The organism is Streptomyces sp. NPDC058457, assembly GCF_042720695.1.
GTDB lineage: Bacteria > Actinomycetota > Actinomycetes > Streptomycetales > Streptomycetaceae > Streptomyces.
In genome coordinates this window covers 85,172-109,228 of sequence record NZ_JBHXLU010000020.1, presented here as the reverse complement: position 1 = coordinate 109,228, position 24,057 = coordinate 85,172, and the positions used below count along the sequence as shown (strand labels likewise).

Below are 24,057 nucleotides of genomic sequence, written 5' to 3'. Positions count from 1 at the left end.
ACCGGACACCGTGGTCGTGGAGACCACTGCGGGGACCTTCGGGCTCGCCCTGGCCATGCAAACGGCCCTGATGGGCCGTCTGCTGATCCTGGTGAGCGACCCGGCGATCGACGACCAACCTGTACCGCCGGCTGACCGACCTCGGTGCCGAGGTGGAGATCTGCCCCGAGCCGGCCGAGGTCGGCGACTTCCAGGAGACCCGGCTGCGCCGGCTGGCCGAGATCCGGTCCGACTGCCAGCTGCGCGGCGTCGGCAACAGCCTGTGGCCCGCCAACCTCGACTACACCGTCTTCGACGAGGCCACTGGTGCTCCGACACCGAGGCCACCCGCGAAGTGCATGCCCGGCACGCCCTCTTCCAAGGCCCCGCCAGCGGCGCCGCCTACCTTGTCGCCAAGTGGTGGGCCGAGCACGACCCGGACCGCACCTGCATGGTGATGCTCCCGGACGAGGGCTACCGCTACCTGGCCTCGGTCTACGACGGCGCATGGCTGGCCGACGGTGGAGGCAGGCTCGTCCTGGGCGGCGCGGGCACCGCGGCTGTTGTTCGCCATCGCGGTGCTCCCGACCGGCACCGGGCTGGTGATGCACCTGAGGCACGCCGGCCAGCAGTTGCGACCCGGGACCCTCCGTGTCATTCACGTGAAGGAAGGCGTAGTCCTCGCCACTGTGCTGGGCGCGGTGACGCCATGACCCCGCACCCTTTCATGTTGCACCACACAATCAGAGATCAAAAGAACTTCCCTGTGCCTCAAAGTACTTGACCGGAACGCCTACCCAGCCTCGCTGGGTCGGATGCGCTCGGGAATCGGCGGGCACTCCGCCTTCTGCAGGTCGCGTTGAACGCGTGATGTCGCTGGATGTGTGCCTTCGACTGTTTCGGGCGCCATACCTCATGTCTGTGAGGTATGTGCAGGGAGGAGGCCTGACCGAAGGGCGGCGGGCATTCCGGGGGCAGATACGAAGGGCGGCGGCCGAGGGGTTCGCCCGGGGAGAGGAGAATGCGGTCATCGCCAGGCGGCTGCGAGTGCATGCCAGATCGGTGCAGCGCTTGCTGAGCGAGGCGGAGTTCACCGAGCTGGAGGGACGAACTCGCCAAGGGTGCCGCAGGGCACGGGCGGCACGATTCGCAGTGGACACTCGATCGGATAAGACTGCTGATGCTCCATCAGTTAATCGTTCGTTACGCCATCCCGGGTGTAGTCGCGTTGCTCAAAACGCCATGGGTGGGTCCATTGCCCGCGCCGGCGCGGACTGGTGTCGCGGGAGGGGGCCACGGGCTGGGTGAAGGAATGATGGTCATTCAATGCGTGATTCAAGCCAATTGACGAGCCATACACGGCTGGCTGGTTGTGACCCCTCGACAGTTCATGGGGCGGAAGTGATGATCGAGTCACTGGAATTTGGCTGGGACGTGTCCTTGAGGGCCGGCTTCGAATCTTGGCGGTGATTCGCGGAGCGAGCCTTCGGGACCTGGTAGGCACCTCGACGGGACGCCCCTGTGGAGTATCGACACGCGCCTGGGCCCAGCTCGGAGCCGACAACAATCAGGGGGAGCACGTGAGGCGGACTGTTAGAGACCTGACATCGACCGTTGTGGTGCCGGCCGCCGTGTTGCAGTTGGGAGAGTCACCGCGCACCGGCGGCCGGGACGAGGAGCACATCGCCAGGTTAGCGGAGCTGGACGGCCCGCTTCCGCCGATCCTGGTCGAGCGGCACACCATGCGCGTGATCGACGGGACCCACCGGCTGCTGGCCGCGGTTTCCAAGGGCCAACTGGCCATCGAGGTTGAGTTCTTCGACGGCAGTAGTGCGGATGCCTTCCTGAAGGCGGTCGAGGCGAATGTCACCCATGGTCTGCCACTCTCCCTGGCCGACCGGCGGGCAGCAGCCGAGCGGATCGTGACCTCGCACCCGCACCTTTCCGACCGGGCGATCGCGCGGACCGCGGGGCTGGGTGCCAAGGCGGTGGCGGCGATTCGCCGCCGGGTGGCTGAGACCGCGGATGGACCGCAGTTGCAGGTGAGGGTCGGTCGGGACGGCAAGGTCCGTCCGCTGAACAGCCTGGAAGGGCGCCGTCGGGCCGCGGAGCTGCTGGCCGAGCGCCCGGAGGCCTCGCTGCGCGAGGTCGCCAGGCTGGCCGGGCTCTCCCCGGCGACGGTCAGCGATGTCCGGCGCCGGCTGGCGGCCGGGGAGGCGTCGGCCACCGAGCAGGCGGGCGACGGCGCCATGGGCGTGGTGCTCCCGGCCCAGCGGACCCAAGCGACCGTGGCCCAGCATATGCGGCTGATGCGGTCCGACCCGGCCATGGTGCTGGAGAAACTACTGCGCGACCCGTCGCTGCGCCACAAGGAGGAAGGCCGCCAACTGCTGCGCCTGCTGCAGCAGAACGCGGTGGGGGCCAAGGAATGGTCCGAGCTCACCGAGGTCGTGCCCACGCACTGCGGCGCCCTGGTGGTGGACCTTGCCCGGCAGTGCGCCGAGACCTGGCTGGAGTTCGCGCAGCAACTGGACGAGCGGGTTCGCGCGGTGGACCAGGCCGCGACCGGCTGACCGAGTAGTGCCGGGCCCGTCGTGGCGGTCGCACGCGGGCCCGGCACAGACCGGCAGGGCAGCCGATGGGGCGCTGCTGTCATGCGGCGTGGATCAGGACGAGCGACCCGTTGAGGTAGGGCTGTTGCCGCAGGTGGCCGTGCCGCTCGTCCCAGCTGCCGGAGGCAAGGTCCTGTCGGAGCCGCTCGGTGCACTGCTGCGCCAGCTCCGGCTCGACGAAGCTCCATGCCGAGCAGGACTGCAGGGCAGCCGGGTCGAGGAGGAGCACCGGGCGGGCGTAGTACGCCTCGTTGAAGCCGTCGGCGCAGTCCGTGGGGATCGGCACCGTGGTGACCTCGGCGCGGCCGCCCAGGGCTTCGGTGATGTCGCGGATCACCGGATAGCGGGGTGCTTCGATGCCGAGCACCAGCGGCGCGTACTCGTACAGCCAGAAGTCGCGGACCAGGTCGGGGTCGCAGGTGAGGAGGACGACCGGGCCGCGGGCGAATCGGCGCATCTCCCGTAGCCCGGCTTTCAGGTCGCTCCACTGGTGCACGCTGAACGTGGTCATCGCGGCGTCGAAGGTGTTGTCCGCGAACGGGAGGCTCTCGGCGACCGCGTCGACCGCTTCGGGAAGGTGCGCGGGCCGCTGGGCGCGCATCGAGGCCGACAGCTCCACCGGGGTTACGTCGAAGGCCGTCAACTCGTAGGAGTTTGCCCCGGCGCCCACGCTGACGATGGTGCGGGCGCTAGCGAGAGCCCCCTCGATCAGCGTGGCGATCTGCGGTTCGGGCTGCCGGTAGGCGGAGTAGGACCCGCCGATCGTGTCGTAGTCCGCGTCACCCGCGCTGCCGTCCGCTGGGTCATGTGGTTCCCTTCAGCCATGCCGGTACCTGCCCGGCGTGTTCACCGGGCCCGTCGATCGGGTGGAACACGTGCTCGATCATGCCGTCGTGGACGATCAGCATGAGCCGCGAGTACAGCTGCGTCCCGCCGGCCTCGAAGGTCGGCAGGCCGAGGGCGGCCGCCAGCTCCAGGCAGGGATCGGAGAGCAGCGCGAACGGCGGCCGCAACCGCTTGACCACCTCTTGCTGGTAGGCGGTGTCCTGGCAGGACAGGCCGTACACGGTCGTGGCGCCGGCGTCGACGAGTTCGCGGTGGTGGTCGCGGAAGCCGCACGCCTCGGCGGTGCAGCCGCGAGCGCCCGGGATGCTCTCCCAACCCTCCGGCAGGTCCACGTCCGGGCCGCCGCTCAACGGGTGGAGGTAGAGCACCGACCGGCCGGCGCCCAGTTCGTCCGGCGGCACCCGGTCGCCGCTGGTGTCCGTCAATGTGATCGCCGCCAGCCGCCAGCCGCCAGCCGCCAGCCGCCAGCCGCCAGCCGCCAGCCGCCAGCCGCCAGCCGCCAGCCGGCGGCCCGGCAACCGGTCGACCGCGGTAGGCGGCCGTGTTGAGGCGAGCGGTCAGCTGGGCCCGCCGAGTGGTCAACTCCTCAATTGGCACGATGAGTTCGTCGATCGCCGTGCGGTACTCGGCCATCGAGGACGGGCAGTCGTCCACCGCCGCGGCCCCGGAGGCCAGGCATTCGAGGAACGACCGGCCGCTCCGCCGGAATCCCCAACTCGCGCAGGGCGCGCAACTCACGTACGACACGTATGTCACCGGGCCTGATTGGCCCGGTCGGCGGAGCTCGGTCGGCACGGGCGGACAACTCGCGGTCGTCGACGAGCTGTTCAAGAGCCATGGGATGCGGACCGAGGTGCGGCAGGTTAGCGAGTACCGCGAGACCGACCTCTACATCCTGTTGGCAGAGCGCCACTGAACGACGGTGACGTCGCCACACAGGTGGGATGAATCAGCCCATCCAGGCTGAACGCGTGCCCTCAAGGAGGCTCTCTTGCAGCAAAGTTGACCGATTGATGCCCGGGTCGACCAGTCATGCGACAGCCGCATGGCGTTGTCAGAAAGACGGAACAGACTGGACCGTTCATGCCGGACGGTCGAGCCTGAGATTCGAAGAGCACCTCCGAGTCGGGCAGTCACCCACGGATCCGATAGCAACGGGCCGTCAAAGCAGGGTTGTTCACGAGTGATGGCTTGGCATCGGCTTGAGCGATGCGGTCCCGCTCGCCGGCGACCGGATGTTCAACCGATGGTGTGCGGCAGTTGGACACCCGCGCGCACTCGTCCGGGACCGCACACCCTTGCGTTCCAGCACCCCTGCACCATCTGGGTGTTCAGGGCCGGCGTGCACTCTGCCACTTACCGAGCGACGAGGGCTGGGGCATAGTGGTCGGCGGGCCCCGCCATGATCCCTAACGCCGACGCAACCGATGCCGCTGATGTGCGCTTCGCGAGTAGTCCGGCCTGGACGGCGACGCGAGGCGACCGCATCTCGGCTGAGGTAGGAGTCGGAACGGTGCGCCGCACCCCGGAACAACAGTGACTGACGGAGCAGCAGCCTGGGGGAACAGCATGGATTTCGATCTCGGCGGCTACCAGAGCCTGGGAGCTGCCTTCGACGCGCGGATCGCGCGTCACCCGGAGAAAGCCGCTCTCACCGTCACCCGTGGCACCGCCGAGGAAGACAACGAGAGCCTCAGCTTCACGGAGCCGGTGCGGCTCACCCCGCCGCGCGAACTGGACCCCAAGGTGCGGCGCCTGGCGGCGGGAGACCTCAGGTGACCGCCACCCGCACGGGCGCCGGGATCGCGGCCGCCCTCGACGAAGCCCTGGGCTCGCTCGACGAGACGGCCCGCCGGTCCGTGGAACTCGACGAGAACGATCAGTTCCCCGCGGACTTCTGTGCCCGCCTCGATGGGTTGGGCCTGTCGGCCTACTACGTGCCGACCGAGTGGGGCGGCGCGCTGTCCGACCACGAGGAGATGATCCGGCTCTGGCGCATCGTCGCTCGCCGTGACATCAGTGCACTGACGGCCCACGCCAAGACGTACCTGGGCGTGGCCCCGATCTGGATCGCCGGCAACCCGGAGCAGGCCAGAGCCACCGCTGACGCGGTGATGTCAGGTTCGCCGGTGGCCTGGGCGCTGTCCGAGCCGGAGCACGGTGCCGACCTGCTGAGCGGTTCCGCCACCGCCACGGCGGAGCCCGACGGCTACCGTGTCGACGGCGTGAAGTGGCCGATCAACAACGCCACCCGCTCGAGCCACCTCACTCTGCTCGCGCGCACCGGCCGGGACGGCTCCGGGCGTGGCCAGAGCCTCTTCCTCGTCGACAAGTCGGTGCTGCAGCCGGGTACTTGGCGGACCCTGCCGAAGGTGCTGACGCACGGCATCCGCGGGATCGACATCTCCGGCATCGAGTTCGACGGTGCGCTGCTGCCGGCCGACGCTTTGCTCGGCCCGGAGGGAAGCGGCCTGGAGACGGTGCTGCTCGCGCTCCAGTTCACCCGGACGATGTGCACCGCCATCTCCCTCGGTGCCGGTGAGCACGCGCTGCGACTCGCCGCCCGGTTCACCGCGGTGCGCGTCATCCAGAAGCGCCCGCTGGCCGAACGGCCCTTCCCCGCCTCGGTCCTGGCCCGCAGCGCCGCGCTGCTGACGGCTACGGAAGCGACCGCGCTGGTCGCCGCCCGTTCGATCCACAGCCTCACCGCGGAGATGAGCGTGACCTCGGCGGCTGCCAAGGCACTCGCGCCCACCCTGGTCGACGCCACGCTGGGGGAGCTCGCCGAACTGCTCGGCGCACGTTCCTTCCTCTCCGACGTCTACGAGTACGGCGCGTTCCAGAAGGTGTGGCGCGACCACCAGATCGTGGCGGTGTTCGACGGCAGTACCCCGGTGAACCGCGCCGCCCTGGTGCAGCAGTTCCCCAAGCTTGTCCGTGGCTTCGCCACCGGCACCGTCGATGCGGCCGGACTGGCGGAAGCCGTCTCGATCGGCAGTCCGGTCCGCCACGTAGACCGGGGCGCACTGACCATGCTGTCCCGGCAGGGATGCTCCGTCGTGCAGGCACTGCCCGCACTCGTCGAGTCGATCGGCAGCCGGCCCGCCCCCACCGGGCTCGCCGACCAGGCCGTCGTACTGGGCGCCATGGCCGACTACCTGCACAGCCAGATGGCCGACGTGGCGCCCGCCGCCCGTCCCGCCATGGCCGCCTACGAGCTGGCCGCCGCCTATGAGCTCTGCTACGCGGGTGCGGCCTGCCTGCATCTGTGGGCCACGGGTGAATCCGAGCACGCGGCGGAGCCGCTGTGGCAGGACGGCCTCTGGGTGCGGGCGGCGCTGCGCGCCCTGCTGGCCAGGCTCGCCGCGGTACTGCGGGTGCCGCTGCCGGTTGCCGCGCCCGGCGACGACCGGCTCGACGCCACGCTGGCCGGTCTCATCGTCGACGCCGCGAACACCGGTGCCCCCGTCACCCCGTTCGGGGCGCCGGCGCCCCGAACGCTTCAGCAGGGGAAGGACTCACGTGAGCGCTGAGAAGTTGGACGCACTGTTCGGCGACCCACGGGACCCGGACAACCCGGTCGGCTACGCCGCCGTCCTCGCCGCCGATGAGCGGCACGAGATGCTCGCCGAGGGCGAACGCCTGCTGGACGCCTACGGCATGAACGCCGAGTTCGTGCCCGCCGCGTACGGAGGCCGGCTGGTGCGGGCCGACCGGCTTGCCGAAGTACAGCGGGAGCTGTGGCGACGCGACCCCTGCCTCGGCCTCGGCTACGGCTTCAGCTCCCTCCTCGGATCGGTCAACATCTGGTCCGCCGGCACGCACGAGCAGCGCACGAAGGCAGCCGAGATCCTGCTGGGGGGCGGCCGGATCGCGGCCGCCTTCCACGAACTCGACCACGGCAACGACTTCGCGCACGCCGAGTGCGCTGCCGTTCCGAGCGACGACGGCTGGCTGCTGACCGGGCGCAAGGAGATCGTCACCAATCTGCGCCGTGCCGAGGCCATGGTGCTCTTCGCACGGACCAGTGAGGTCGCGGGCAGCCGCAGCCACAGCCAGTTCTTCGTCACCCGGGGCGAGTTGCCGGCCGACCGCGTGCTGGATCTGCCGCGGTTCCCCAGCTCCGGCATGAACGGAGTGCAACTCGGCGGACTGCGGTTCTCCGACTGCCCGATCCCCGGCAACGCGATGCTCGGCCGGCCCGGCCAGGGCATCGAGAACGCCCTGCGCGCCTACCAGCTCAGCCGAGTGGTGCTCCCGGCCATCCTCGTCGGGCCGTTGGACACCGCGCTGCGTCTGGCGCTGGAGTGCGTGCACGAGCGGCGCCTCTACGGTGGCTTCGCCGCCGACCTGCCTTATGTGCGCGCCGCCCTCGCACGCGCCTACGCCGACCTGCTGGCCGTCGACGCCTTCTGCGGCGTCGGACTCCGGGCGCTGCACCTGGCCCCGGAGGCCACGCTGCTCTACGCACCGGCGGTGAAGTACCTGACGTCACGGATCGTACTGGACGCCTTCGAGGATCTGCGTGCGGTCATGGGCGCCCAGGGCTACCTCCGCGAGGGCTCCTACGCGATGTTCCAGAAGCTCGTCAGGGACGCCGCTCCGGCCACCTTCGCCCACATCTCGCGCTCCGCCTGCCTGGTGCTGATCCTGCCGCAACTGCCCCGGCTGGCGCGGAAGTCCTGGCTGGCCGACCCGGCCGCCGCTCAGCAGCTGTTCGACCTCGGCGCGGATCTGCCGCCGCTGGACTTCGACCAGCTCGCCGTCGGCATGCTGTCCGGTGACGGGCTGATCGGCGTGCTGGCCGAGACCGCCGAGCGCGAGTCGGCCGGGAGCCCGGTCGGTCGGTTCGCAGTGCGCTTCAGGGACGAGGTGCTCGCGCTGCGCGACCAGTGCGCCGCACTGGCTCCCTCGGACCTCACGATCGGGGCCTCTCCGGAGGCCTACGCGGTGGCCGACCGGTACCCGGTGCTGCTCGCCGCCGCCGCCGGGCTCGCGGTCTGGCGCAGCGATGACCGTCAGCAGGAGGCGGCGCTCCTCGGGATCCTCGACCGGCTCTCCGGACGCCTCGGTGGCGCCCCGGTGCTCACTCCGGACGAGCGCGCGAGTGCCGAGCAGGCGCTGTTCGACATCGCTGTCGAGCGCTTCCAGGACGGGCGGCTCCTCGACCTGTCCGCACGTCATGTTTCGGGATGAGAGAGGGACTTCGATGACTGATCGGACAGTGGGTGTGCGGGTGTCGGGTGAGGACATCGAACGGTGGTTGATGGAGCGGGTGTCCTATTACCTGGAGACGCCGGTGGGGGAGATCGATCCGGGTGTCTCGCTCGCCGAGTACGGGTTGGAGTCGGTGTACGCCTTCGCGTTGTGCGGGGACATCGAGGACAAGTTGGGTGTGACCGTGGAGCCGACCCTGGTGTGGGATGTCGACACGGTTGCGGCTCTGACCGTTCACCTGGCCGGCCTGGTGGCCGAACTGCCGCCGGTCTGAAGGGCCTTCAGGGCCTTCAAGGCCCGCAGGGCTCTTGGTGCACGTTTGTCTGCCGGCGGCGGGGTCCGACGGGGTCATGGGTCGGTTTGGTTGATTCGCGCGGTCCCGGTGCCGTGGTTCAGCGTCCTGCCTTTGTTCTTCCAGAGTGCGTCGATCGATTGAGGGATACGAGAATGGGTGCCTCCGCACAGGGTCCGTGGGATCTGATGTCCGGCCAGCTGGGGGTCTGGTACGCGCAGCAGCTCGCGCCTGACAATCCGGCGTACAACATCGGTGACTGCACGGAGATCCACGGCGAACTCGACGCGGATCTCTTCGTGCGTGCGCTGCGCCGCACGGTGCAGGAGGCGGAGGCTTTCCGTCTGCGCCTGAGTGTGGAGGGCGGGACGCCGCGGCAGTTCCTGGGGGAGGCCGGGGAGGTTCCGGTTCACGTGGCGGATCTGCGGGGGGAGGCTGATCCGCGTGCGGTGGCGCAGGAGTGGATCCAGGCTGACCTGGACACGCCGGTGGAGCTGGTGGGTGGGGCGCTGTCGGGGCATGCGTTCTTCGTGCTCGGGTCGGATCGCTTCCTGTGGTACCAGCGTGCTCACCACATCGTTCTCGACGGTAATGGTCTGTCGCAGTTCGCTGAGCGGCTGTCCCAGGTGTACGGGGTGCTTCGGGCGGGTGGGGATCCGGCCGAGAGTGCTTTGCGGTCGGTGTCGGAGCTGATCGAGACCGACGAGGTCTACCGGGATTCGCAGGAGCGTGACCGGGACCGGCGGTTCTGGCTGGAGGCGTTCTCGGACCATGAGGAGGAGACGGCGTCCGAGGGGTCGCAGGGGCGGCGCCTCGCCGGCCGGCCGGTGACCCACCAGCAGGATCTCGGAGTCGACGCGACCGCTCGGCTGCGGGCTGCCGCGAAGCGGCTTCGGGTCAGCTTCGCCGGTTTGGTGATCGCCGCGTCGGCCGTCTACCAGCACCGGTCCACCGGTGCGCGGGACGTCGTGCTCGGAGTGTCGGCCAGCGGCCGCACGAGCATGCGTGAGGTGGGCATCCCCGGCATGACATCGAACATCATGCCGATCAGGCTCAGGGTCCGTCCGGGCACGTCCGTCGAGGAGCTCGCGCGGCAGACGCAGCGAGCGGTCCATAGCGGTCTGCGTCACCAGCGCTACCAGTACCCGGACCTGCTCAGGGACCTGAAGCGGGTCGGCGGCACCCCGCTGTACGACATGATCGTCGACGTCATGGTGGCCGACCGCCAGATCGGGTTCGGCGACTGCGAGATCACCTGGACCGCCCTCTCCAGCGGGCCTGCCGAAGGCCTGAAGATCGACGTGTTCGGCAAGGCGGCCGAGGGCGGCGTGCAGACCCTCATCGAGATGAACCGCGAGCACTACGACGCCGAAGCGGCGTCGTCGGTGAGCCGCCGGTTCCTGGCCGTGCTGGACTGGCTCAGCAGCGCTGCGGCCACCGCCTCGGTCAGCACCGTCGACCTGCTCGACCCGGCTGAGCGCCGGCTGGTGCTGGAGACCTGGAACGACACCGTGGTACCCGGCGCGGCCCTGCCGGTACCGCAGCGGTTCGCGGCCCAGGTGGCCGCGACGCCGCAGGCGGTTGCCGTGGTAGCCGACGGCACGGCGGTGTGCTACGCCGAACTGGAGGCGCGAGCCAATCGGTTGGCGCACCACCTCCTCGCCCAGGGAGTCGGCGCGCAGTCGCTGGTGGGTCTGTGCCTGCCACGCGGCCTGCAGGCGATCGAGGCGATCCTGGCGGTGTGGAAGGCGGGGGCGGCGTACCTGCCGCTGGACCCGGCGTACCCGGCGCAGCGGCTTGGCCGGCTGCTGGCCGACAGCGGGGCCGGGCACGTGCTGGGCGAAGCGGCGCTGATCGGGGAGCTGGCAGCCCAGGGTGTGCGCACGATCGCCCTGGATGACCCGACGGTGCTGGCCGAGCTGTTCGCACGACCCACCGATGCGCCGGAACTCGACGTGATGGCCGACCAGTTGGCCTATGTGATCTACACCTCCGGCTCGACCGGCAAGCCCAAGGGCGTGGCTGTGACGCACCGCGGGCTCGCGAACTACGTGGCCGCGGTGCCAGGACACGTCGGCTTCGGTACGCCGGGCGGTAGGTATGCGCTGCTGCAGCCCACGGTGACGGACCTCGGTAACACCGTGGTGTTCGCGAGCCTGACGACCGGCGGTGAACTGCACGTCCTGCAGGAGGGCGCGGTGACCGATCCGTCAGCCGTGGCCCAGTACCTGGCGGAGAACCGCATCGACTTCGTGAAGTTGGTGCCCTCGCACCTGGCGGCGCTGGGCGCGGCAGCCGGCCTGGCCGCCCTGATGCCGGCCGGGGCGCTGGTGCTGGGCGGCGAGGCGGCGTCGCCGACGCTGGTCGCCGGACTGCTCGAAGTGGCCGGTGACCGTGGTGTGTTCAACCACTACGGGCCCACTGAGACGACCATCGGCGTGGTAGCCGGCCGACTCGACCGGAAGCCGCTTGCCGCGGGCGTGGTGCCGCTCGGGGTGCCGGTGGCCAACACCCGTGCCTACGTGCTGGACGGGTCGCTGAGCCCCGTTCCGGTCGGTGCGGCGGGTGAGTTGTACGTGGCCGGTCCGCAGGTGGCGCGCGGGTATGTGGGTCGTGCCGGTCTGACCGCGCAGCGGTTCGTGGCCTGCCCGTTCGGCCCGGCCGGCGAGCGGATGTACGCGACGGGCGACCTGGTGCGGTGGACCACCGACGGCGAACTGGTGCACCTGGGCCGTACGGACGAGCAGGTGAAGGTGCGCGGCTTCCGGGTGGAGCCGGGTGAGGTGCAAGCGGTGCTGGCCACGCACGAGTCGGTGGCACAGGCCGCCGTCGTCGTCCGCGAGGACTTCCCGGGCGACAAGCGCCTGGTCGCCTACGTCGTTCCCGCCGCCGCCGCGCAGACGGCTGACGCCGCGCGACTGAGTGAGCTCATGCTCGTGTTCCTGGCCGAGCGGCTGCCGGGGTACCTGGTGCCCTCCGCGGTGGTGGTGCTGGACGTGCTGCCGCTGACGGCCAACGGCAAGCTGAACCGCGCCGGCCTGCCTGCTCCGGACTATCTGTCCGCCACCGCCAAGGCCGTCGGCCGCGGTCCGGCGACGGTGCACGAGGAGATCCTCTGCGGTGTGTTCGCGCAGGTGCTGGGGGTGGAGAGGGTCGGCGTCGACGACGACTTCTTCGCTCTGGGCGGCCACTCGCTGCTGGCGATCCGGCTGATCAGCCGGATCCGGACGGTCCTGAACGTCGAGTTGCCGATCCAGGTGTTCTTCGAGGTGCCTTCGCCGGCCGGGGTCGCGGCCTGGCTGGCCGAATCGGCGGTCACCGAAGCGCGTGCGGCATTGGTGCCGCTGGTGCGTCCGGAGCGGGTGCCGTTGTCCTTCGCGCAGCGGCGGCTGTGGTTCCTGTGGCAGTTGGAGGGTTCCAGCGTTACTTACAACGCCTCGGTGGCGCTGCGACTGAGCGGGGCGTTGGACCAGGCGGCGCTGGCTGCCGCGTTCAAGGACGTGATCGGGCGGCACGAGGTGCTGCGCACGGTGCTGCCGGCGGTGGATGGTGAGCCGTACCAGCGCATCCTGCCGGTCGAGGAGTGCGGGTTCGAGCTTGCGGTGATCGAGGCGGCGCCGGGGGAGCTGGACGGCGCGGTGGCCGAGGCCTCGGGTTACGCGTTCGACCTGTCGGCGGAGATCCCGGTGCGGGCGACGGTGTTCGCGGTGGCGCCGCAGGAGCATGTGCTGGTGGTGCTGGTGCACCACATCGCGGGTGATGGTTGGTCGACGGGGCCGATGCTGCGGGATGTGTCGGTGGCGTACGCGGCACGGCTGGGCGGTGCGGCGCCGGTGTGGGAGCCGTTGCCGGTGCAGTACGCGGACTACGCGTTGTGGCAGCGGGAGTTGCTCGGCGACGAGCAGGACCCGGACAGTGTGCTGTCCGGGCAGGTGGCGTACTGGCGGGAGGCGTTGGCGGGGGCGCCGGAGGAGTTGGAGCTGCCGACCGATCGCCGGCGCCCGGCGGTCGCCTCGTACCGTGGGCACGAGGTGCTGCTGGATGCCCCGGCCGAGCTGCATGCGCGGGTGCTGGAGGTGGCGCGTGAGCGGGGGGTGACCCTGTTCATGGTGCTGCAGGCGGCGTTGGCGGTCACCCTGAACCGGATCGGCGCGGGAGCGGACATCCCGATCGGGTCGCCGATCGCCGGGCGTATGGATGAGGCGCTGAACGATCTGGTCGGGTTCTTCGTCAACACCTTGGTGGTGCGGACCGACCTGTCCGGTGATCCGACCTTCGACGAGGTGCTGGAGCGGGTCCGGGAGGCCAGTCTCGGGGCGTTCGCGCACCAGGACGTGCCGTTCGAGAGGCTGGTCGAGGAGTTGTCGCCGGCCCGGTCGATGGCACGCCACCCGCTGTTCCAGGTCGTGCTCACCCTGCAGAACACGGAGTCGGCACGGCTGGAGCTGCCCGGTCTGCGCGCCGACCGCGTGCCGACCGGCCTGGTACTCGGCAAGTTCGACCTGGACCTGAACCTGAGCGAGGCGTTCGACGCTGACGGTGCGCCGGCCGGCTTGCGGGGTGTGCTCCTGGCGGCGGCGGACTTGTTCGATGCGGAGACCGTGCGGCGGATCGCGGGCTGGTTGGTCCAGGTTCTGGAGACGGTGACGGCGCAGCCGGGGACGCGGTTGAGCGCCGTGGATGTGATGGGCGCGGATGAGCGTCGCCTGCTCCTGGAGGAGTGGAACGAGACGGCGGTCGAGGTGGCGTCGTCGACGTTGCCGGGGTTGTTCGCGGCGCAGGTGGCGCGGACGCCGGATGCGGTGGCGGTGGTGTTCGAGGGTGTCGAGGTGTCGTATGCGGAGTTGGATGGGCGGGCGAACCGGTTGGCGCGGTTGCTGGTGGGGCGTGGTGTGGGTGCGGAGTCGGTGGTGGGGGTGTGTTTGGAGCGCGGGGTCGAGTTGGTGGTGGCGCTGCTGGCGGTGGTGAAGGCGGGGGGCGCGTATCTGCCGATCGATCCGGCGTATCCGGATGACCGGATCGGGTTCACGTTGGGTGATGCGGGTGCGTGTCTGGTGCTGACCTGTGCTGAGCTGGCTGGTCGGCTGGGTGGGTTCGGTGTGGAGGTGGCGGTGTTGGACGAACCGTCGGTGGTGGGGGAGTTGGCGGCGCTGGATGGTGGGGCGGTGGAGTGTGTGGTGTTGCCGGGGCATCCGGCGTATGTGATCTACACGTCGGGGTCGACGGGTCGGCCCAAGGGTGTGGTGGTGTCGCACGGCAGTGTGACCGGGTTGTTCGCGCAGGCCGGGCCGTTGTTCGGCGGGTTCGGGGCGGGCGATGTGTGGTCGTGCTTCCATTCGTTCGCCTTCGATTTCTCGGTGTGGGAGTTGTGGGGTGCGCTGCTGCACGGGGGGCGGGTGGTGGTGGTCCCGTATGAGGTGTCGCGCTCGCCGCAGGAGTTCCTGGCGCTGATCGAGCGTGAGCGGGTGACGGTGCTGAGTCAGACCCCGTCGGCGTTCTACCAGTTGGCGGCTGTGGAGGAGGAGCGGCCTGGGGCGGTGGCGTCGCTGCGTGCGGTGGTGTTCGGTGGCGAGGCGCTGGATCCGGGCCGGCTGAGCGACTGGTGGGGGCGTCATGGTGATGATGGTCCGCGGTTGGTGAACATGTATGGCATCACCGAGACCACGGTGCATGTGACGTTCCGCGAGCTGTCCTCGGGTGAGGGCGGGTCGGGCAGTGTGATCGGGCGCGGTATCCCGGGTTTGGGTGTCTTCGTGCTGGACGAGTTCCTGCGGCCGGTTCCGGTGGGTGTGACGGGTGAGATGTATGTCGCGGGTGGGCAGTTGGCGCGGGGGTATCTGGGTCGTCCGGGGTTGACTGGGGAGCGGTTCGTGGCGTCGCCGTTCGGGGTGCCGGGTGGGCGGTTGTACCGCACGGGTGACCGGGCGAAGTGGTCGGGCGACGGCGAGTTGGTGTTCGCGGGTCGTGCGGACGAGCAGGTGAAGATCCGTGGTTTCCGGATCGAGCCGGGTGAGGTGCAGGCAGTCCTGGCCGCATACCCGGGCCTGGAGCAGGTCGTGGTGACGGTCCGTGAGGACGTGCCGGGTGACAAGCGCCTGGTGGCGTACGTCATCGCGGACGGCGACAGTGCCGAACTCACCTCATCCGTCCGTGAGTTCGTTGCTGAGCGGTTGCCGGCGTACATGGTTCCGTCGGCGGTGGTGGTGCTGGACGAGCTGCCACTGACGGTGAACGGCAAGGTGGACCGCAAGGCGCTGCCGGCGCCGGAGTATGCGGCGGGTGCGGGTCGGGCGCCGGCGACAGTGCAGGAGGAGTTGTTGTGCCAGGCGTTTGCGCAGATTCTGGGTCTGTCGGCGGTGGGGGTGGATGACGACTTCTTCGCGCTGGGTGGACACTCGTTGCTGGCGATGCGGCTGCTGAGTCGGATCCGTTCGGTGCTGGGTGTGGAGTTGGCGGTCCGTGAACTGTTCGAGGCGCCGACGCCGGCGAGTCTGGCGGGACGGCTTGGGCAGGCCCGTGAGGGCCGGTTGGCACTGCGTGCGATGGAGCGTCCGGAGCGGGTGCGGTTGTCGTTCGCGCAGCGCCGTTTGTGGTTCCTCGGTGAGTTGGAGGGCGCGAGCGCGACCTACAACACTCCGATGGCTTTGCGCTTGTCCGGGGAGGTGGACCGGGAGGCCCTCGCGGAGGCGCTGCGGGATGTCATCGGGCGGCACGAGGTGCTGCGGACGGTGTTCCCGGCAGTCGATGGTGAGCCGTACCAGCGGGTTCTCGGTGTGGCGGAGTGCGGGTTCGAGCTCTCGGTGGTCGAGGTGGCGTCGGAGGGGCTCGAGGACGCACTGGCTGAGGCGGGCCGGTATGCGTTCGACCTCTCGTCCGAGATTCCGTTGCGGGCGACGCTGTTCGCGGTGAGTTCGGTTGAGCATGTGCTGATGGTGCTGTCGCACCACATCGCCATGGACGGCTGGTCGAGTGCTCCGCTGGTGCGGGATCTGTCGGCGGCGTATGCGGCGCGGTTGGGTGGCGTGGCTCCGATGTGGGAGTCGCTGCCGGTGCAGTATGCGGATTTCGCTTTGTGGCAGCGGGAGTTGCTGGGTGACGAGCAGGATTCGTCGAGTGTGTTGTCGCGTCAGGTGGAGTACTGGCGTGAGGCGTTGGCGGAGGCTCCGGAGGAGCTGCCGCTGCCGTTCGATCGGCCGCGTCCGGCGGTTGCGTCGCACCGTGCCCACACCGTGGAGTTGGATGTTCCGGCCGAACTCCACGGGCGTTTGGTGGAGTTGGCGCGTGCGCGTGGTGTGACCATGTTCATGGTGCTGCAGGCGGCTGTTGCGGTGACGCTCAGCCGGCTGGGTGCGGGGGCCGACATCCCGATCGGGTCGGCGATCGCCGGGCGTACGGATGAGGCGTTGAACGATCTGGTCGGGTGCTTCGTCAACACGGTTGTCGTGCGGACGGATCTGTCGGGGGACCCGACGTTCGAGGAGGTTCTCGGTCGGGTGCGCGAGGCGGGGTTGAGCGCGCTGGAGAACCAGGATGTGCCGTTCGAGAGGCTGGTGGAGGAGTTGGCGCCGGCGCGTTCGCTGGCCCGGCACCCGCTGTTCCAGGTCGTCCTGACCCTTCAGAACACCGGCTTGGTAGCGGATGGCGGTGCGCTGGATCTGCCTGGCCTGGGGGCTGAACCGTTGTTGTTGGGTCGGGCGATGGCGAAGTTCGACCTTGATGTGATCGTGGGTGAGGCGTTCGGTGCGCAGGGCGCGCCGGCGGGGATCCGGGGCATGCTGACGGCGGCGGCGGATCTGTTCGATGATGGTGTCGCGGGTCGGGTCGCGGGCTCTCTGGTGCGGGTGCTGACGGCGATGGCCGATGACCCGCAGGCCCGGGTCGACGCGGTGGATGTGCTGGGTGCGGATGAGCGTCGCCGGGTGCTGTCGGAGTGGAACGACACCACTGCGGCCGGATCCGGGTTGATGGTTCCGCAGGTGTTCGAGGCGCAGGCGGCGCGGACGCCGGAGGCGGTGGCCGTGGTGTCCGATGGTGTGTCGGTGTCGTATGCGGAGTTGGATGCGCGGGCGAACCGCCTTGCCCACTATCTGGTCAGCCAGGGTGTTGGTCCGGAGTCGGTGGTGGGGTTGGCGTTGCCGCGTGGTGTGGAGATGATCGCGGGGATTCTGGCGGTGTGGAAGGCGGGGGCCGGGTACCTGCCGGTGGACGTGTCCCAGCCGGCGGAGCGGGTCGCGTTCACGGTGAAGGATTCGCGGGCGCAGCTGGTGTTGACCACTGATGAGGTGCTGGAGGACCTGCCGTCGGTGGGTGTGCGTCTGGTGGCGGTGGATGGCACGTTGACGGCGATGCAGTTGGCGGCGGCGGCGCCCACCTCGCCTGGCGTGGCGGTGGATCCGCGGTCGCTGGCGTATGTGATCTACACCTCCGGTTCGACGGGTCGTCCGAAGGGCGTGGCCGTTACGCATGGGGGTCTGGCGAACTACGTCTCCTCGGTGCCGGCCCGGGTCGGTTTCGGAGGCGGTAGGTATGCGTTGTTGCAGGCGCAGGCGACCGACCTGGGGAACACGGTGCTGTTCGCGAGCCTGCTGTCGGGTGGTGAGCTGCATGTCCTGGACGAGGCGGCGGTCACCGATCCGCGCCTGGTGGGCGACTACCTGGCCGAGCACGGGATCGACTTCTTGAAGGTGGTGCCCTCGCACCTGGCGGCGCTGGGTGCGGTGGGTGGTTTGGAGCGGGTGCTGCCGGGCCGGTCGGTGGTGCTGGGTGGTGAGGCCGCCTCGCCGGCGTGGGTGGCGGAGTTGCTGGCGGCTGCCGGTGGGCGGGATGTGTTCAACCATTACGGTCCGACGGAGACCACGATCGGTGTGGCGACCACCCGCCTGACGTCGGGTGGGGTGGTGCCGGTGGGTTCGCCGGTGGCCAACACCCGCTTCTACGTGCTGGATGAGCGCCTCAACCCGGTGCCGGTGGGTGTGGAGGGTGAGTTGTATGTGGCGGGTGCTCAGCTGGCGCGCGGCTATGTGCGCCGTCCTGGCTTGACCGCGGAGCGGTTCGTGGCGTGCCCGTTCGGCAGCGGCATGGGGGTCCCCCCGGCCGAAGGCGGGGGGCGGATGTACCGCACGGGTGACCGCGCGAAGTGGTCGGGTGATGGCGAGATCGTGTTCCTGGGCCGTGCGGACGAGCAGGTGAAGATCCGTGGTTTCCGGATCGAGCCGGGTGAGGTGGCCAGTGCCCTGACGGCTCACCCGCTGATCGCCCAGGCGGCCGTGATCGCCCGCGAGGACACCCCGGGGGACAAGCGCCTGGTCGCCTATGTGGTCGCGGACGACCCGGAGGATGTGGACGAAACGCTCGCGGACGGGGTGCGGACCTTCGTCGCCGCCCGGTTGCCGGAGCACATGGTGCCCTCCGCTGTGGTGGTGCTGGACGCCCTGCCGCTGACGGGCAACGGGAAGTTGGACCGCAAGGCGCTGCCCACGCCGGACTTCGCGGCGGCGGGTGGGGTGTCGAGTCGTGGGCCGGCATCGGTGCAGGAGGAGATCCTGTGCGAGGCGTTCGCCGAGGTCCTCGGGTTGGAGAGCGTCGGCGTCGATGACGATTTCTTCGCGTTGGGTGGGCATTCGCTGTTGGCGGTGTCGTTGGTGGAGATGTTGCGGGCGCGTGGGGTCTCGGTGTCGGTGAAGGCGTTGTTCCAGACGTCGACCCCGGCGGGCTTGGCGGTCGAGGCGGGTTCTGAGCAGGTGGTGGTGCCGGCGAACCTCATCCCCGAGGACGCCACGCAGATCACCCCGGAGATGCTGCCGCTGGTGGAGCTGACCGAGGCCGAGCTCGAGTTGATCGTGGCGAAGGTGCCCGGTGGTGCTGCGAACGTCGCGGACGTCTACCCGCTGGCCCCGCTCCAGGAGGGGATCCTCTTCCACCACTTGATAAAGGCCGGGCGTGAGGGTGAGCGGGATGTGTATGCCGGGCCGACGGTGCTCGGGTTCGACTCCCGCATGCGGCTCGACTCGTTCCTGAAGGCGCTGCAGCGGGTGATCGACCGGCACGACGTGTACCGCACGGCGATCGTGTGGGAGGGTCTGCGCGAGCCGGTCCAGGTCGTGGCCCGACACGCCGAACTGCCGGTCCGGGAAGTCGTGCTGGACCCGCAGGGTGCGGACGCGGCGGAGCAGTTGCTGTCCATCGGCGGCGCCTGGATGGAGCTGGACCGTGCCCCGCTGATGGACGTGCACATCGCCGCCGAACCGGATGGCGACGGCTGGCTGGCCCTGCTGCGCGTCCACCACCTGGTGCGGGATGACACAACGACGGACGCGCTGCTGGGGGAGGTGCGTGCCTTCTTGACAGGGCAGGGTGAGTCGCTGTCCAAGGGGCTGCCGTTCCGCGACTTCGTCGTCCAGGCCCGCCTCGGTGTGCCGCGCGAGGAGCATGAGCGGTACTTCGCCGGGCTGCTGGGCGACGTCACCGAGACCACCGCCCCGTTCGGCCTGCTGGACGTGCACGGAGACGGCACGACCGCAGTATCGGCGCGTTCCTCGGTGGAGGCTGAGCTCACGCTTCGACTGCGGGCCATCGCGCGCCGGATGGCCGTGAGTCCGGCGACGGTGTTCCACCTGGCGTGGGCGCGGGTGCTGGCCGCGGTGAGCGGTCGTGAGGATGTGGTGTTCGGCACGGTGCTGTTCGGCCGGATGAACGCCGGGGCGGGTGCCGACCGGCTCCAGGGTCCGTGCCTCAACACGCTCCCGGTGCGGGTGCGGGTCGGCACCTCCGCGGTGGGCGAGGCGCTGGCCGGGATGCGGCAGCAGTTGGCCGAGCTGCTGGTGCACGAGCACGCGCCGCTGGTGCTCGCGCAGCAGGCGAGCGGTGTGGCGGGCGGCAGCCCGCTGTTCACCGCCCTCTTCAACTACCGCAACGGCCGCGGCGGTGCGACGGAGCTCGGCGCGGGTCTGGGCACCGGGTTGGAGGAAGTGCGGATCCTTGCCGCCGAAGGGCGCACCAACTACCCCCTGGTCGCGAATGTCGATGATGACGGGAACGGGTTCAGCCTGACCATCGACGCGGTGGCACCGGCCGATGCGGAGCAGGTGGGCGCGATGCTGCACACCTGCCTCCTCCAGCTCGTGACCGCGTTGGAGGAGGATCCGCAGGCGCGGTTCGCGGCGCTGGACGTGCTGGGTGCGGATGAGCGCCGACTGGTGGTGGAGAAGTGGAACGACACGGCGGTCGAGGTCGAGCCGTCGACGTTGCCGGGGCTGTTCGCGGCGCAGGTGGCGCGGACGCCGGACGCGGTGGCGCTGGTCTTCGAGGGTGTCGAGGTGTCGTACGGGGAGTTGGATGCGCGGGCGAACCGGTTGGCGCGGTTGCTGATCGGCCGGGGTGTGGGCCCGGAGTCGGTGGTCGCGGTGGTGATGGAGCGCGGCGTGGAGCTGGTGGTGTCGCTGCTGGCGGTGGTGAAGGCTGGTGGTGCGTATCTGCCGGTGGATCCGGAGTATCCGGCCGGTCGTATCGAAGCCGTCCTCGCCGATGCCGGGCCGGTGTGCGTGCTCAGCACCACCGCCCTGACCGGGGTGGTGCCGGATGGCGTGGCCCGGGTTGCAGTGGACGATCCCGCGGTGGTCGCGGAGTCGGCGGGTCTGCCGGCGCAGGCTCCCGTGGTGGGGGTGCTGCCTGCGCATCCGGCGTATGTGATCTTCACGTCGGGCTCCACCGGGCGTCCGAAGGGCGTTGCGGTGCCGCACGAGGGGATCGTGAACCGGCTCGCCTGGATGCAGGAGATCCCTGGCGTGGCCATCGGTGTCGGGGATCGGGTGCTGCAGAAGACGCCGTTCGGGTTCGACGTCAGCGTGTGGGAGTTCTTCTGGCCGTTGGTGCAGGGCGCGGCGCTGGTGCTCGCCCGTCCGGGTGGGCACCGGGAGCCCGGCTATCTCGTCGAGTTGATCCAGGGCGAGAACATCACGGTGACGCACTTCGTGCCGTCGATGCTGGAGGCGTTCCTGCGTGAGCCGGCGGCCGCCGACTGTACCGGGCTGCGGGCGGTGTTCTGCAGTGGTGAGGCGCTGTCGGCGCCGTTGCGGGACCGGTTCCTCGAACTGCTGGCGGGTGTGCCGCTGTTCAACCTGTACGGGCCCACGGAGGCGTCCGTGGACGTGACCGCGGCGCGCTGTGCCGTCAGCGATGGTGCGGTGGTGCCGATCGGTGGGCCGGTGGCCAATACCCGGGTGTATGTGCTGGACGGTTCGCTGTCCCCGGTGCCGGTGGGTGTCGAGGGTGAGTTGTACCTGGCGGGTGTGCAGTTGGCGCGCGGGTATGTGGGTCGTGCCGGTTTGACGGCTGAGCGGTTCGTGGCCTGCCCGTTCGGCAGCGGCATGGGGGTCCCCCCGGCCGAAGGCTGGGGGAGGATGTACCGCACGGGTGACCGGGTCCGCTGGAACGCCGATGGGCAGCTGGTGTATCTGGGCCGTGCCGACGAGCAGGTGAAGATCCGCGGCTTCCGGACCGAGCCCGGCGAGGTCCAGGCCGTCTTGGCCGCCCACTCTGCCGTGGCCCAGGTCGCGGTTGTCGCTCGCGAGGACGTCCCGGGTGACATCCGCCTGGTGGCGTACGCCGTTCCGGCTGGCTCGGACACGCCGTCGGACGAACTCGTGCCCCTGTTGCGGGAGTTTGCGGGTGAGCGGTTGCCGTCCTACATGGTTCCGTCGGCGGTCGTGCTGCTGGACGCGTTGCCGGTGACGGTCAACGGCAAGCTGGACCGCAAGGCCCTGCCCGTTCCGCAGCACACGACGGGTGGGGGCCGTGCGCCGGCCAGTGTGCGGGAGGAGATCCTCTGCGAGGCGTTCGCCGAGGTCCTCGGCTTGCCGGCGGTCGGGGTCGATGACGACTTCTTCACGCTGGGCGGCCATTCGCTGCTGGCGGTGGCCCTGGTGGAACGTCTGCGAGTGCGGGGTGTGTCCGTGGCGGTGCGGGCGCTTTTCGAGACGCCGACGGTGGCTGGGCTGGCAGCCGCACAGGCCTCCGAGGGGGTCGTGGTGCCGGCGAACGCCATTCCCGTCGACGCGCGGGAGATCACGCCGGAGATGCTGCCCCTGGTGGACTTGGACGCCACCGAGATCGAGCGGATCGTGGCCACGGTCGAGGGCGGTGCGGCCAATGTGGCCGACGTCTACCCGCTCGCCCCGCTCCAGGAGGGCATGCTCTTCCACCATCTGATGGCGGATCAGGGGTCCGAGGCGGATGTCTACATGCGGCCGTCGGTGTTGGGATTCGACTCGCGGGAGCGCGTGGACGCGTTCCTGGACGCGCTGCGGGAGGTGATCGACCGGCATGACGTCTACCGCACGGCGTTCGTGTGGGACGGCCTGGCCGAGCCGGTGCAGGTGGTGTCGCGTCGGGTGGAGCTGCCGGTCCAGGAGGTCGTGCTGGACCCGCAGGGCCCCGACCCGGTGGAGCAGTTGCTGGCGATCGGCGGATCGTGGATGGATCTGACCCGGGCGCCCCTGATGACGGTCCACATCGCGGCGGAGCCCGGCGGTGACCGCTGGCTGGCACTGCTGCGAACCCACCACCTGGTGCAGGACCACACCTCGGTGGACGTGCTGCTCGGGGAGCTTCGGGCGTTCATGTCCGGCCATGCCGACGCGTTGCCGGCGCCGCTGCCGTTCCGCGACTTCGTGGCGCAGGCCCGCCTGGGTACGCCGCGCGAGGAGCACGAGCGGTACTTCGCGGAGGTGCTCGGGGATGTTACCGAGACGACGGCGCCGTTCGGTGTGCTGGACGCGTACGGCGACGGCAGTACCAACCACCAGGCACGCCTCGTGGTGGACGATGAACTGTCCTGCCGGATTCGTGAGTTGGCGCGGCGCGAGGGCGTCAGTGCGGCCACCGTCTTCCACCTGGCGTGGGCGCGGGTGCTGGGTGTGGTCAGCGGCCGTGACGACGTGGTGTTCGGCACGTTGCTGTTCGGCCGGATGAACTCCGGGGCGGGTGCCGATCGGGTGCCGGGTCTGTTCCTCAACACGCTGCCGGTGCGCGTGCGGTTGGACGGGCAGAGCGTGCGCGGGGCGCTGTCCGGGATGCGGTACCAGTTGGCGGGGCTGCTGGTGCACGAGCACGCGCCGCTGTCGCTGGCGCAGCAGGCGAGCGGGATGACGGGCGGCAGCCCGCTGTTCACCTCGATTTTCAACTACCGGCACAATCAGGCCGCCGCGCGGAACTTCGACTCCGGCTTCGAGGGCGTCGGCGTGCTCTCCACGCGGGACCTGACCAACTACCCCCTGAGCATTGCCGTCGACGACGATCAGACGAGGTTCGGCCTGACCGTCGACGCGGTGGCTTCGATTGACCCGCAGCAGGTGGGATCGCTGTTGCACACCTGCCTGGGCAATCTGGTCGCGGCCCTGGAGGATGCCCCGGAGCAGACGCGGCTGGGAGAGGTCGGCGTTCTCGGTGAGGCAGAGCGGGAGCGGCTGCTGACTGGCTGGAACGACACGGGTGTTGCTGCTCCTGTGTTGTCGGTGGCGGAGGTGTTTGCAGCGCAGGTGGCGCGGACGCCGGATGTGGTGGCGGTGGTGTGCGGGGACGTGGAGCTGTCGTACGCGGAGTTGGATGTGCGGGCTGCTGCGTTGGCGGGTGTGTTGCGGGAGCGCGGGGTCGGCGCGGAGTCGCTGGTGGGTGTGGTGATGGAGCGCTCGGTCGAGCTGTTGGTGGCGTTGCTGGCGGTGGTGAAGGCGGGTGGTGCGTATGTGCCGGTGGATGTGGATTATCCGTCGGAGCGGATCGCGTTCGTGTTCCAGGACGCGGCGCCGGTGTGTGTGCTGACCACGCGGGATGCTGCCTCGCGGGTGCCGGGGTCGGTGGAAGCGCCGGTGCTGGTGGTTGACGGTGGGCAGGTGCCGGCCGGGTCGGCTCTGGTGGGTGATGTGGGGGTGGGTTTGGAGTGCCCGGTGTATGTGATGTACACCTCGGGTTCGACGGGTGTGCCCAAGGGTGTGGTGGCCACGCAGCGGGATCTGGTGGAGTTGGCGTTGGCTTCGCATTGGGGTGTGGGGTCGGGGGATCGGGTGTTGTTCCAGGCCCCGCATGCCTTCGATGCCTCCTCGTATGAGGTGTGGGTGG

At 69.8% G+C, this 24,057-nt stretch carries 9 protein-coding genes and 1 pseudogene; 8 read left to right on the top strand and 2 right to left on the bottom strand.

Annotation, left to right across the window (positions count from 1 at the left end; translation table 11 throughout):
* Nucleotides 1-152 precede the first annotated feature (152 nt).
* Nucleotides 153-437: a hypothetical protein gene (locus ACFWPS_RS18515; RefSeq protein WP_383706291.1), complete on the top strand. Its 285-nt coding sequence runs from the start codon at nucleotides 153-155 to the stop codon at nucleotides 435-437.
* Nucleotides 438-1,598: 1,161 nt separating this feature from the next.
* Nucleotides 1,599-2,552, top strand: a complete 954-nt coding sequence (locus ACFWPS_RS18510) for a transcriptional regulator (RefSeq protein ID WP_383706289.1) — start codon at nucleotides 1,599-1,601, stop codon at nucleotides 2,550-2,552.
* A 79-nt stretch (nucleotides 2,553-2,631) separates the two neighbouring features.
* On the opposite strand, the gene ACFWPS_RS18505 is transcribed toward ACFWPS_RS18510, so the two are convergent.
* Nucleotides 2,632-3,261, bottom strand: a complete 630-nt coding sequence (locus tag ACFWPS_RS18505; RefSeq protein ID WP_383706287.1) for a class I SAM-dependent methyltransferase — start codon at nucleotides 3,259-3,261, stop codon at nucleotides 2,632-2,634.
* 133 nt (nucleotides 3,262-3,394) lie between these two features.
* The gene (locus tag ACFWPS_RS18500; RefSeq protein ID WP_383706285.1) at nucleotides 3,395-3,955 is read right to left on the bottom strand and encodes a peroxiredoxin; all 561 of its coding nucleotides are present in this window, start codon (nucleotides 3,953-3,955) and stop codon (nucleotides 3,395-3,397) included.
* An 80-nt stretch (nucleotides 3,956-4,035) separates the two neighbouring features.
* Here ACFWPS_RS18500 and ACFWPS_RS18495 point away from each other — a divergent pair, with 80 nt between their 5' ends.
* The 6 genes and pseudogenes from ACFWPS_RS18495 to ACFWPS_RS18470 all read left to right on the top strand — a co-directional run.
* Nucleotides 4,036-4,353, top strand: a complete 318-nt coding sequence (locus ACFWPS_RS18495) for a hypothetical protein (RefSeq protein WP_383706283.1) — start codon at nucleotides 4,036-4,038, stop codon at nucleotides 4,351-4,353.
* 653 nt (nucleotides 4,354-5,006) lie between these two features.
* Nucleotides 5,007-5,216 carry a hypothetical protein gene (locus ACFWPS_RS18490; protein WP_383706281.1) on the top strand — a complete coding sequence of 70 codons (210 nt, stop codon included), beginning with the start codon at nucleotides 5,007-5,009 and terminating at the stop codon, nucleotides 5,214-5,216.
* Nucleotides 5,213-6,970: an acyl-CoA dehydrogenase family protein gene (locus tag ACFWPS_RS18485; protein ID WP_383706279.1), complete on the top strand. Its 1,758-nt coding sequence runs from the start codon at nucleotides 5,213-5,215 to the stop codon at nucleotides 6,968-6,970. The genes ACFWPS_RS18490 and ACFWPS_RS18485 overlap by 4 nt, the downstream gene beginning before the upstream one ends.
* The gene (locus ACFWPS_RS18480) at nucleotides 6,960-8,633 is read left to right on the top strand and encodes an acyl-CoA dehydrogenase (RefSeq protein ID WP_383706277.1); all 1,674 of its coding nucleotides are present in this window, start codon (nucleotides 6,960-6,962) and stop codon (nucleotides 8,631-8,633) included. The genes ACFWPS_RS18485 and ACFWPS_RS18480 overlap by 11 nt, the downstream gene beginning before the upstream one ends.
* Nucleotides 8,634-8,646: 13 nt before the next feature.
* Nucleotides 8,647-8,928, top strand: coding sequence for an acyl carrier protein (locus ACFWPS_RS18475; protein WP_383706275.1), 282 nt, complete (start codon nucleotides 8,647-8,649; stop codon nucleotides 8,926-8,928).
* Nucleotides 8,929-9,101: 173 nt separating this feature from the next.
* A pseudogene (locus ACFWPS_RS18470) lies at nucleotides 9,102-23,396 on the top strand (amino acid adenylation domain-containing protein); the annotation flags it as partial.
* Between the last annotated feature and the right edge of the window lie 661 nt (nucleotides 23,397-24,057).

Excerpts from the sequence above, each read along its gene's own strand:
- ACFWPS_RS18495 (WP_383706283.1), top strand. The coding sequence starts at position 4,036 with ATGAGTTCGTCGATCGCCGTGCGGTACTCGGCCATCGAGGACGGGCAG.
- ACFWPS_RS18490 (WP_383706281.1), top strand. The coding sequence starts at position 5,007 with ATGGATTTCGATCTCGGCGGCTACCAGAGCCTGGGAGCTGCCTTCGAC.
- ACFWPS_RS18475 (WP_383706275.1), top strand. The coding sequence starts at position 8,647 with ATGACTGATCGGACAGTGGGTGTGCGGGTGTCGGGTGAGGACATCGAA.